Annotated in this window: 11 protein-coding genes; 9 read left to right on the top strand and 2 right to left on the bottom strand. The window is 40.8% G+C overall.

Annotated elements, in window-relative coordinates; genetic code table 11:
- Positions 1-30: 30 nt before the first annotated feature.
- Positions 31-2,304 carry a cation:proton antiporter domain-containing protein gene (locus VB620_RS07360; RefSeq protein WP_323195493.1) on the top strand — a complete coding sequence of 758 codons (2,274 nt, stop codon included), beginning with the start codon at positions 31-33 and terminating at the stop codon, positions 2,302-2,304.
- A gap of 7 nt (positions 2,305-2,311) precedes the next feature.
- Here VB620_RS07360 and VB620_RS07355 read toward each other — a convergent pair whose 3' ends face one another.
- Positions 2,312-2,527 (bottom strand): Hfq-related RNA-binding protein, encoded by a 216-nt coding sequence (locus VB620_RS07355; protein WP_323195492.1) that lies wholly within the window; start codon positions 2,525-2,527, stop codon positions 2,312-2,314.
- Positions 2,528-2,683: 156 nt separating this feature from the next.
- On the opposite strand from VB620_RS07355, the gene dapF reads away from it, so the two are divergent.
- Together dapF and VB620_RS07345 are read left to right on the top strand one after the other, a co-directional pair.
- A complete protein-coding gene (dapF, locus tag VB620_RS07350) occupies positions 2,684-3,523 on the top strand; it encodes a diaminopimelate epimerase (RefSeq protein WP_323195491.1) in 840 nt (279 codons plus the stop codon).
- 404 nt (positions 3,524-3,927) lie between these two features.
- Positions 3,928-4,536, top strand: a complete 609-nt coding sequence (locus VB620_RS07345) for a Uma2 family endonuclease (protein ID WP_323195490.1) — start codon at positions 3,928-3,930, stop codon at positions 4,534-4,536.
- A gap of 326 nt (positions 4,537-4,862) precedes the next feature.
- On the opposite strand, the gene ychF is transcribed toward VB620_RS07345, so the two are convergent.
- Positions 4,863-5,954, bottom strand: a complete 1,092-nt coding sequence (gene ychF / locus VB620_RS07340) for a redox-regulated ATPase YchF (protein WP_323195489.1) — start codon at positions 5,952-5,954, stop codon at positions 4,863-4,865.
- Positions 5,955-6,338: 384 nt separating this feature from the next.
- On the opposite strand from ychF, the gene VB620_RS07335 reads away from it, so the two are divergent.
- The 6 genes from VB620_RS07335 to VB620_RS07310 all read left to right on the top strand — a co-directional run bounded on the left by VB620_RS07335 (position 6,339) and on the right by VB620_RS07310 (position 11,906).
- Positions 6,339-7,781 (top strand): aminotransferase class I/II-fold pyridoxal phosphate-dependent enzyme, encoded by a 1,443-nt coding sequence (locus VB620_RS07335; RefSeq protein ID WP_323195488.1) that lies wholly within the window; start codon positions 6,339-6,341, stop codon positions 7,779-7,781.
- An 80-nt stretch (positions 7,782-7,861) separates the two neighbouring features.
- A complete protein-coding gene (locus tag VB620_RS07330; protein ID WP_323195487.1) occupies positions 7,862-8,866 on the top strand; it encodes a sodium:calcium antiporter in 1,005 nt (334 codons plus the stop codon).
- 458 nt (positions 8,867-9,324) lie between these two features.
- On the top strand, positions 9,325-10,017 hold the full coding sequence (locus VB620_RS07325) for a general stress protein (RefSeq protein WP_323195486.1): 693 nt from the start codon (positions 9,325-9,327) through the stop codon (positions 10,015-10,017).
- A gap of 133 nt (positions 10,018-10,150) precedes the next feature.
- A complete protein-coding gene (locus VB620_RS07320; protein WP_323195485.1) occupies positions 10,151-10,609 on the top strand; it encodes a BON domain-containing protein in 459 nt (152 codons plus the stop codon).
- Between the two features lie 262 nt (positions 10,610-10,871).
- Positions 10,872-11,306, top strand: coding sequence for a CAAD domain-containing protein (locus tag VB620_RS07315; protein ID WP_323195484.1), 435 nt, complete (start codon positions 10,872-10,874; stop codon positions 11,304-11,306).
- A gap of 213 nt (positions 11,307-11,519) precedes the next feature.
- Positions 11,520-11,906, top strand: a complete 387-nt coding sequence (locus VB620_RS07310; protein ID WP_323195483.1) for a hypothetical protein — start codon at positions 11,520-11,522, stop codon at positions 11,904-11,906.
- Positions 11,907-12,014 lie beyond the last annotated feature (108 nt).

Genomic DNA, 12,014 nt, shown 5'->3' with positions numbered 1-12,014 from the left:
AATAGGACTTAATATTTTTTTGAAAAACTTGTGCAAGAAGATTTTAGATTAATCGTTGATTTAGTTTCAGTTCTCGCCGTCGCCGCTTGTGGTGGATTATTAGCTTCACTATTACGCCAACCTGTGCTGTTGGGATATCTCATAGGGGGGATGATTGTCGGACCCACTGGACTGGGAGTAATTAAAGAAGTTATTCAAGTAGAAACTTTAGCTCAATTTGGAGTCGCTTTTTTATTATTTGCCTTGGGTGTAGAATTTTCCTTTGCAGAACTAAAAAAAGTCAAGGCGATCGCCTTGGGAGGTGGGGGACTACAAATTCTCTTAACGATTTTGTTCACTGTTGTAGTGTGCGGAGTCACAGGTGCTTGGGACGATTTACCTGCTAAAGGTGTGTTTCTGGGGTCAATTTTATCCCTATCTTCCACCGCCGTTGTCCTCAAATGCTTAATGGAACGCAACGAAACCGAAACCCCCCACGGACAAGTAATGCTGGGGATTTTGGTAGTCCAGGACTTAGCCCTGGGATTAATGATTGCAGTCTTACCAGCCCTGAATCAACCAGCAGAAACCATCGGAATCGTCATCCTCACAGCCTTGCTGCGGTTAGCTTTATTTGCGGGGGGTGCAGTAGTAGCGGGAATTTGGTTGATTCCGCCTTTGTTACGTATCCTCGCCCGTACCGAAAGCCGAGAATTATTTTTATTAGGGGTAGTCACCCTGTGTTTAGGAATTGCACTGCTGACAGAACATTTAGGACTCTCCATTGAGATGGGGGCGTTTGTCGCCGGTTTAATGATCTCAGAGGTGGAATATGCTGACCAAACCTTAACCTATGTCGAGCCAGTCCGAGATATTTTTGCTAGTTTATTTTTCGCCGCCATTGGGATGTTAATTGACCCGGTGTTTTTGTGGAATAATCTAGAATTGATTTTGGTATTGGTAGCGCTGGTATTTGTCGGTAAGTTTTTAATTATTACGCCTCTGGTGAAACTGTTTCGCTACTCGTTGAAAACAGCTTTAATCGCTGGGTTAGGTTTGGCGCAGATTGGGGAATTTTCCTTTGTATTAGCCAGTGAAGGTCAGGCTTTGGGGTTAGTTTCCCGGCGAATATATTTGCTGATTTTAGGAACTACAGCCGTGACTTTGATTCTGACTCCCTTTGTGTTGCGATTAGTGCCATTTCTATTTAACTTTGCCGAATCAATGCCTTGGCTGCAACCGTATTTAGAAGAAAATTATCCCCGTGATGTCTCAGAAAATTTACCTTCAACAAGCCATGTTGTGGTTTGCGGTTATGGGCGAGTGGGTAAGAATTTGGTGAAGTTGTTACAAAAACATGATTTACCTGTGGTGGTCATCGACCAATCAGAAAGCCGGATACAGCAATTGCGGGAGGAAGGAGTAGCTTATGTTTATGGTAATTGTGTGAGTCTCCACGTTTTGGAAACTGCGGGGGTAAATAATGCTCAAGGAATGGCGATCGCACTTCCTGACCCCATGAGTACCCGTCTGGCTTTGAAACGAGCTTTAGAACTGTGTCCAGAATTAGATTTGGTTGTCCGCGCTACCAAAGATAAAAATATTGAATTGCTTTATCAATTAGGGGCGAAGGAAGTAGTACAACCGGAATTTGAAGCTAGCTTAGAAATGGCTAACCATTTATTAACAGGCTTAGGGTTTTCTTCCTTGGTGGTGGAAGAAGAAATGAGACAAATTCGCAACGATCATTATTTAGCATTACGACCAGAGCAAACACCATCAGAAGTTTCGCGGAATTTACAGCAAGCCACTCGTGATTTAAATCGCCGTTGGTATACTCTCCCATTCACTTCACCCCTGATTGATATGAGTTTAGGAGAGGCGGACATCCGTTACTTAACAGGTGCAAGTTTGATGGCTATTCGTCGGATTAACGAGGCCGAAATAGATTATCCCAATGCTCAAACGAGATTAGAAATAGGCGATCGCTTACTCTTAGTCGGTACAGCTGAAGAATTAGCAGCTTTAGAAGAATTTGCTCAGGGAAAGGTGGCTATTCCTGGGTTAAATAAAGCTTGTCAGTGGATTACAGTCAATACAGATGCTCCGGTTCTGAGTATGAGTATTGCAGACTTGCATCTTCACCAACAATCTGGATTTCAAATCCCAGCGATGCGGCGCGATCGCAAATTCATCCGCAGTCCTGATCACAAAACAGATTTACGAGTTGGTGATCAATTGCTGTTGTGCGGTCAGGTAGGGAGTTTAAATGAATTGCAACCATTGTTTGCTAGCAGCACACCTCTGAGCAAATCCTATTCCTAATTCACAACTACTTAGGCTGGTAGTAGGCGATCGCCTGTTTAAAAATGGTTATTTGGCGATTACGATCATCCACAATACAAACACAGTTATTATCTTGCCAAGCTAACTTACCAGTCAGTAGATCACCGTTTAACAGTTTCCACTCTACTAGTGTTTTTTGTTTAATTAGTTCTTGTAGTTGGCGAATGCTGGGTAGTGACGTATTAAATTCAGTTGTAGCCATTTTTAAGTTATAAGAAAGTAGGGAGTAGGGAGTAGGCTTGCCCTGAGCGAAGCCGAAGGGGAGTAGGAACTGGGAAAATTATTTACTCTGATTTAAAACTTAATATCAGATACCCAATACTCTATCCCTAATCATTCATAATTGATCATCAGAAAAATGGCAATCGAATTTACTAAGTATCACGGTTTGGGAAATGATTTTATTTTAGTTGACAATCGCGCGTCATCCTCACCAGTGTTGACTCCTGAGCAAGCTATTCAGTTGTGCGATCGCCACTTTGGTATCGGTGCAGATGGTGTGATTTTTGCCCTCCCTGGAGAAAACGCTGCTGATTACACCATGCGGATTTTTAATTCCGATGGTTCGGAACCAGAAATGTGTGGTAACGGGATTCGCTGTTTAGGTAGATTTATCGCCGACTTGGAAGGGGAAGAGAGAACCAAAGACACATATAAAATTCATACTCTAGCCGGTATGATCACACCCCAACTCATGGCTGATGGTCAAGTAAAAGTAGATATGGGTTTACCGAGATTACTAGCCGGGGAAATTCCCACTAATCTAGGTTCATCTGACACCAAAGTGATTAATCAACCCCTAGAAGTAGCCGGGAAAACCTGGGAAGTCACCTGTGTAAGTATGGGAAATCCTCACTGTATCACCTTTGTCGAAGATGTCGCCGCCATTGACTTAGAAAATATCGGCCCCAAATTTGAACATCACCCCGCCTTTCCCCAACGGATAAACACCGAATTTATTCAAGTAGTTAATCGGAACTATGTAAAAATGCGGGTATGGGAACGTGGTGCAGGTATCACTTTAGCCTGTGGGACAGGGGCTTGTGCATCCTTAGTGGCTGGTGTATTAACTGGAAAATGCGATCGCACCGCCACAGTAGAATTACCTGGGGGTCCCTTACAAATTGAATGGTCAGAACTCGACCAAAGAGTCTACATGACAGGGCCAGCCCAAAAAGTATTCACAGGAAAACTCTAGCTTTTAGTGAGGGCTTCAGCCCTCCTGCTGATCTTAATTCTGCAAATTCACACTCTCAGGTATTAGGAAATCACCAGCTAGATTAGATATATTTTCGGCTGCTATTACTGATGGACGGGGTAGAAAACTCCATGAACGTTTATATGTGGTGCAGACAGAATTAGATGGAACAATGACTCTACGTCAACCAACTTTATTTTTAGATTTACTCCCTGCTAATAGTATAGAGTCCACTATTGAGAATCATACATCTACCCTGTCTGCCAACAGGCAGGGGGAAGCTGGGGACTAGTGACTGGGTTAAAACCCTTTTTGTGTTTAGGTTTTATCATCCGTTTATGTCCTAACCTCCTTGGCGGTTGCCATACAATATAAATATATTGATAATGTAAGTAAATAAATCTATGAAATTACAAACTACTACCCAAGAAATCAAAATAGTTAAAGCTTACTATACCCCAGAAGAATATTTAGAACTAGAAGCAAAAGCTGATGATAAAAATGAATTTCGAGATGGAGAAATTGTTTCTGTGACTGGTGGAACTACTAAGCATAATAAGTTAGCGTTAAATCTAGCAACTAGCTTAAATTTAGCATTAGATGATTTAGAATACGAAGTTTATATTGGTGATGTGAAATTGTGGATACCACGCTATCGGCAATTTACCTATCCTGATATCATGGTAATTGAGGGTGAACCTGTTTATTACAGTACAAACACTACAACGGTTACAAATCCTTTCTTAATAGCTGAAGTTTTATCTAAATCGACCAAAGATTATGACCAGGGTGATAAATTTCTCTATTATCGTTCAATTCCTGAATTTAAAGAATATGTTTTAATTGACCAAACTCAATATTATGTAATGCAGTACGTAAAAAATAATGAGAATCAATGGGTTTTGACAGAGTATGAAACAGAAGATGCTATTTTAAATTTGGCATCAATTAATCTGAAATTATCATTAAAGCAATTGTATAAAAAGATTAACTTTTTGGCAACAATCGAGTAAAAAGAGTAAGAATTTACAAGATAATGTCTGCCAACAAACATCCTATAAATCCTAATTATAACAATAATAACCACCAAATACCCTAAACGCCTAATCGAAGTTGACCTACCCATTAAACGCATTTCTGCCCACGCAAGACGGGAGAAATAGCTACCCAAAAGATTGAAGAAACTAAAGTTGCACTGGCTGAGTTAGGACTAAATAATGATGTTGAGACTGATATCAGTTAAATTACTGAAACAATATGATAATTAAATCAAGGTTTGCTATCCCCTCCTCTTCCAAGGAGGGGCTGGGGTAGAGTTTAAATTTAATCTGAGATGATATTACACATTAAATCGGAATAACATTACATCCCCTTCCTGCACAATATATTCTTTACCTTCACTACGCACTAAGCCTTTTTCCTTCGCCGCACTCATCGAACCGTGGGTAACCAAAGCATCATAAGCAACAGTTTCAGCCCGAATAAATCCCCGCTCAAAATCAGTGTGAATTACACCTGCTGCTTGGGGTGCAGACATTCCGGCGTTAATTGTCCAAGCGCGAGTTTCTTGGGGACCAGAAGTAAAATAGGTTCGCAAGCCTAAAAGGGTGTAAGTCGCCCGAATCAAAGACTTTAAACCACCTTCTTCGACACCTAAAGATTCCAGAAAATCAGCCTTATCTGCTTCTGGTAACTCCACTAATTCCGCTTCCACCTGCGCCGAAACCACCACAACTTGGGCATTTTCATTAGCTGCAACTTGACGGACTTTTTCTACAAACTCATTACCCGTGGCTAATTCATCCTCAGAAACATTAGCAGCATAGATAATTGGTTTATTTGTCAGTAATTCCAGTACCTTAATAATCTCAGTTTCTTCTTCAGTTAAACTCACCTGACGTACAGATTTACCGTCATTTAAAGCCGTAGCTAATTTTTCTAAAACTGTGATTTCAAACTGTGCATCTTTGCTAGTCCGGGCTTGTTTACGAGTCCGTTCAATACGCCGTTCAATTTGGGCTAAATCTGATAAAGCCAATTCTAAATTAATGATTTCAATATCTCGCGCTGGGTCAATAGAACCGGCGACGTGGATAATATCGTCATTTTCAAAACAACGCACCACATGGATAATTGCATCAACTTGGCGGATGTGGGACAAAAATTGATTACCTAGTCCTTCTCCTTGACTAGCACCTTTCACCAAGCCGGCGATATCGACAAACTCGACCCGCGCGGCGATAGTTTGTGCAGAACTAGCAATCTTAGCTAGAACATTTAAGCGCTCGTCCGGTACTGAGACAACGCCCACATTCGGTTCAATCGTGCAGAAAGGAAAGTTAGCTGCTTCGGCTTTGGCGTTAGCAACGACAGCATTAAATAAAGTAGATTTTCCGACGTTGGGAAGTCCGACAATTCCGGCTCTTAGCATTTTTGATTAGAGATTTTGTTAACTACAAAGTCAATTTAAGCAGTTTCAGGTATGGTTTGGGGAACTGGTATTGGTTCCGGTACAGAAATCGCTGTGGGATAAATCACCTTAACTCAATTCCATTATTCGACTTTCCCAAGCTAAATGACAACCCAGAAAACCGACATCTCCCAAAATACCGAGACTGAAGATACACGCCTAAAATTGTTCCTACTAATTCTATGTCAGCTACAAAATTATCTGCGTTTAATTCTTTCTGAGAGTACCTAACTGGAATGGGAATTTACTGTAAGGTAGCAATGATATCCAAAAGTTAAATTTTTGCTGCATTTATAGGATCTAAAATACTGAAGATTTCCTATTTCATGGCTCGTTTTCTATAAAATGCTCAATCAAAACCAAACCCCTTTATTAGATGCCTTACAAGCTTGTACAACCCATGAACACGCGCCTTTTTATACCCCAGGACATAAGCGAGGAGAGGGAATTTCTCAACCCTTGGTTGATTTATTAGGGAAAAAAGTCTTTCGGGCTGATTTAACGGAATTAGCAGATTTAGATAATTTGTTTGCACCCCAAGGTGTGATTTTAACGGCGCAAGAGTTAGCAGCAGAGGCTTTTGGGGCGGAAAAAACTTGGTTTCTGGTGAATGGTTCTACCTGTGGAATTGAAGCGGCAATTCTCGCTACTTGTGGTGTGGGGGATAAAATTATTATGCCCCGAAATGTGCATTCGTCTGTCATTTCTGGATTGATTCTTTCTGGTGCTATCCCGATTTTTATCAATCCTGAATATGATCCAGTATTAGATATTGCCCACAGTTTAACACCGGCATCTGTACAAACTGCACTAGAAAAACATCCTGACGCTAAGGCAGTATTTATTGTATATCCTACATATTACGGTGTTTGTGGAGATTTACAAGCGATCGCCCAAATAACTCACCAATATCATATCCCCTTACTGGTAGACGAGGCACACGGGGCGCACTTTGCCTTTCATCCGAAACTACCCACCCCAGCCTTAGCCGCAGGTGCAGATTTAACAGTACAATCTACCCATAAAGTCCTCGGTGCTATGACACAGGCATCAATGTTACACCTCCAAGGCGATAGGATAGACATTGACCGAGTAAATAAAGCTTTGCAACTTGTCCAGTCTACCAGTCCCAGTTATCTACTTTTAGCTTCCCTAGATGCCGCCCGTCAACAAATGGCACTACAGGGAAAAACGCTGATGTCTCGCACCTTAGAACTTGCAGAGATAGCGAGAACTAGAATTAGCGAAATTCCGGGATTAACGGTATTAAATCTGCCGAATTTAGATCCCACCCGGTTAACAGTCACCGTTTCTGGCTTAGGTTTCACCGGCTTTACAGCCGAAACCATCTTAGATGAAAAACTTGGTGTCACAGCTGAGTTAGCATCATGGCAACATCTAACATTTATTATTAGTTTGGGCAATACTTTATCTGATATTGAGCAATTAGTCCAAGGTTTTATATCTTTGGCGCAGATGAAACCAGATTTTCATCCCCCAAGTCCGCAGAAATTCATTTTCTGGGATGATTTAGCGAGTATTTCCCCCCGTGAAGCCTTCTTTGCTATCAGTGAAATTGTACCTTTGGATGAGAGTTGCGATCGCATCAGCGCCGAAATCATCTGTCCTTATCCCCCCGGAATCCCCGTTTTAATGCCAGGAGAACTAATTACTCAACAGGCTTTACAATATTTACAACAAATTCAAGCAATGGGTGGATTTATTACTGGTTGTGCAGATACAAGCCTCAAAACTTTAAAAGTCGTTAAGATAATTCGTAATTCGTAATTGTTCTATGAGGGTTTGAGAAATTTTTACTAATTCAATCTCCCTGTTCCCTGTTCCCTGTTCCCTATTCCCCATTCCCTATGTCACTTTTTATTCAAGTTTTTATATGTTTCCTAGCGGTAATTGCTGTAGGAATGCGCCTTTCCCAAAGTGCTGATGTTGTAGCCGAGAAAACTGGACTGGGGCGTACCTGGGTAGGTGGACTACTCTTAGCTGGTGTAACATCTTTACCAGAATTAGCCACAGGCGTAAGTGCAGTAACCGTATTAAACGCCCCAGATTTAGCCGTGGGAGGCATTTTGGGCAGTTGTCTCTTCAATTTGATGATTTTGGGAATGCTCGATATTATCAGTGGACGAGAGCCACTACTCAAAAGAGCGCCAGTCAGCCTGGGATTAGCTGCTAGTCTAGGCTGTGGAATGTTAGGAGTCACCGCAGCTGGGATGTTATTGACTCAGGAAGACATTCCTCTAACTTTGGGATGGGTTGGTGTTCCCAGCTTATTATTAATCTTGCTCTATGTCGTCAGCGCTAAGATTATGACGCAGTTTGAAACTAGACGACGTACCCATATTTTAGAAGTAGAACCAGAAGCTGCTCAATACCAACACATTAAACCCGCACAGGCTTATCTGACTTTTACAGCACTTTCGGTCATCATCGTACTTCTCGGTGTGTGGCTAGCGTTTTTGGGCGACCAGGTATCCACTGCTACTGGACTAGGACAAAGTTTTGTCGGCGCACTGCTACTAGCTGCTGCGACTTCACTACCGGAAGTGGTGGTATCTGTGGAAGCAATTAGAATGAATGCAGTAGAAATGGCAGTTTCTAATATTTTTGGCTCCAATCTCTGGAATTTAGCCATTTTAGGAATTTACGATGTGGTCTACCTGAAAGGGAATTTGTGGTTAGACATTAGCGAAGTGCATCTATTTACTGCCATTATTGCTATGATTATGACTTCAGTAGCAATTGTGGGATTGATATATCATGCTGTCAGTCGCTCCCAAATCTATGTTACATGGGATGGACTCACTCTCATTGCTCTCTATATTGGCGGAATGTATATCATATATAGCAATTGAGTAGCCATTGTTGTGAATTACTATTCAACATCTTGATTTATCGGTGTTTATCCGCGTAACTTAAGGAAAACCGCAGAAACATCGATATCGGTGGTTAATTCTTCTTATCTAAACTGCATAAACTTTTTTAGGGATTTTTGCCTAAAAATTCCTAATTTATCTTTGTTAATTTGTCGTCACTTAATTGGAAAATATCCAAAAATTACTATATTTTTCAAACATTTATTTTTAAAATCTAAAATCACAGCCGGACACTTTGCAAACAACCTCTAATGATATAGATGTAGATTAGAGTTATGCCAGGAGATGGATGAAAATATTTTATATAAATGTGTAAATAAAAGTATTGATATCAACTTAGTAAGTGTAACTCCAGGTGAAAAGATGGAGGCAGTATAAACTGCAAAATTACATAAAACTTAGCCGATATTAAATATATTTGATCAGGAGATTTTAAAATGGTTCTTACCGTGCGTAGACTAGCTATAGGTACTTTTGCTAACCGCAGAGACATAGAAAAAGCGTTGCATGAATTGAAAAGTTCTGGATTTTCAATGGATACAGTTTCTGTTATTGCTAAAGATGCAGAGCATGGAGGTGATATCGCAGGAACTCACATACAAGAAAAAGTAGGTAATAAAGCCGATGAAGGCGCAACAAACGGAGCATTTTCTGGTGGTGCTGTGGGCGGTATAACGGGTTTGTTAGTTGGTTTAGGAACCTTAGCAATACCTGGAATTGGTCCAATTATGCTCGCAGGTGCGACAGCAACAACCTTGGCGACAACTTTGGCTGGGGCTGGTATTGGTGCTGTTGCGGGTAGTTTAATAGGTGCATTAATTGGGTTAGGAATTCCTGAAGAACGTGCCAAAGTTTATCATGACCGATTTGAACGAGGAGATTGTTTAGTGATTGTGGAAGGAACAAACACTGAAATTGCCGCAGCTGATGAAGTTTTTAATCGCTATGGTGTGGAAGAGTTTGGTGTTTATGACTACTCCAATAATCAAGGAGGACATCATCTAGAACCTGATGCTGGGAGATATCAGACGACACCAGTTGTCGATACGATTTCTACTAATTACTCCGCAACAGGCGATCGCAATCAGCCAAATGTAGTCCTTGTTGACCGTCGTGATCAAAAAGTCTAATCCCATTTAGTTGGTTATCAATTACACTCTCTGTATTTAATGAGGAGTAGGAAGAGTATCAAAAACTGGCTCCTCGCTACTCCTACAAGCGCCAATATAATATTTTCCCAAGTTGATAGTGAGGATGACAAAAATGCAAAAGCTAACTCCTTTCCTAATTAGTTGTGTTTTATTGCTCGGTGCGACTGCTTGTACTGATAATGTTGCGAAAACAGACTTCGCAGCACCGTCTCCTGGAGAAGTTGTAGAAGCGCCAACCTCAGAAGAAAGACAAGAATCCTTGGAAGAGTCTCAAGGTGAAACCCGCAGAAGACAATTAGATGCAGATATTCGCGCCCGTGAAGAACGCACTGCTGCGTTAAATGATGGTCTGAGAAATCCAGAAGACGTAGCCAGTGAAGTCCGTTCTAAGTTGGAGGCTAATATTCCTGGTGGTTTGCTGACGATTGAGGCGACAAAAGAAGGTCTAGTAACTGTATCAGGAAGTGTTAGTAATAAGGATCAGTTATCTAAGATTGAACCATTAGCAAAAGAAATTGATGGCGTTAATAATGTAGTTGTGGATGCAGTTGTTGTTCAACCACGAGGCTAACTTACTGCATCTCAAAGGCAAGTTAAGTAGGTGGTTATCATTAAATATACAGCGAATTGTAGGTTCGGTGTCGTTCCTTAAACCAACGTTCGCAAGGGTTAACGATAGTTTAACTTATCCTACAAATCATTAAGCTCACCTACTTACCAGCGCCGGAGTTAATTAAATGAAAAATTTTAAATCAAATCACTAAGTAGATTGTGATATGTATTCATATCAAGTAATTTAGAAGGTATGCTATATCTACTAAAATCCAAAAACTATGGAAATCGAAGAAAAGCAACTAGAACCAGTCCAATCGAAGGCACCTGGTGGAATGTTACCAGCAACTGGGGGAGAAACTGACACGTTATCTCAGTTACCGCCGTCTGATACAGGGGAAGCTGAATGGCGACAAGTTGCTAACAAAACAACTGACTTTTTAGCAGAACTTCCTGAATATTTAACTAGCTTTTTTCAGGGAAATCAACGCTCTTTAACTAACCTGGCTTTAATTTTGTCGGCAATTATTACATTTAAGGTAGTAATCGCAATATTAGGAGCAATTAATGACATTCCTCTCCTAGAGCCATTTTTCGAGTTGATTGGTATTGGTTATTTCGCTTGGTTTAGTTGGCGTTATCTGATTAAAACTGAACTTCGTCAAGAGTTAAATCACAAAATCAGATTATTTAAACAAGAAATTTGGGGAGAGTAATTTTCCTAAGCGTAATATCTGTTTTTATAAAATGTTTGCAGTGAGTGAGGACTGGAGTCCTCAATTTTTTTATATTTTTACTCTGTCTAAAGGCATAAAAAAGGTAATTTTCAGGTAATTTTTAAATTTCAATTACTTCTTAAGACAGTAGTTTTATCATCTATATCAGTTTAATCTGGTTCTGTCAGTTATTTAAACAAGGCATAATCATATATGGCTAATCAAAATCCAGATTCTCAGAAACGTGTAGATGTAGATACTTATGATCGAGGAATAATACCCGCCGAAACGGTGGCTCGTCAACAGAGAGAAGGTGAAAACTATAAACATCTTCCGACAGAGGCTGGTGTACCTACAGATGGCCAAAGCAATGCAGACAGCATCAATACCACTGATGGCTACACTATGGATCAAGAAGGTTTATTGAATAATTATGCTGTTGAGCCGGAAATGTATTATGAGAAACCGGGAGATGCTCGTCAAGCCGCAGCTAAAGACACCGCAGAACGTGTGGAAGAACTCCAAGAGGTCAATCAGGACAATGAGGGTAAGTTGACTGAAAAGGCTGATAACCGGGGTAAAGGCCCAGGTAGAATTTAGTAGTGGTCAAATTCGACCCAAAACTCTGTTTTTATGGGTACACCAAGTGAAAAAAGCTGATGTAAGTAGGGTGTGCTATGGACTTTAGTGTTCCCTGTTCCCTGTTCT

The sequence above is a fragment of the Nodularia harveyana UHCC-0300 genome (assembly GCF_034931085.1).
Classification (GTDB): Bacteria; Cyanobacteriota; Cyanobacteriia; order Cyanobacteriales; family Nostocaceae; genus Nodularia; species Nodularia harveyana.
The sequence above is the reverse complement of the archived record's forward strand: the minus strand, read 5'-3'. Positions and strand labels throughout refer to the sequence as shown.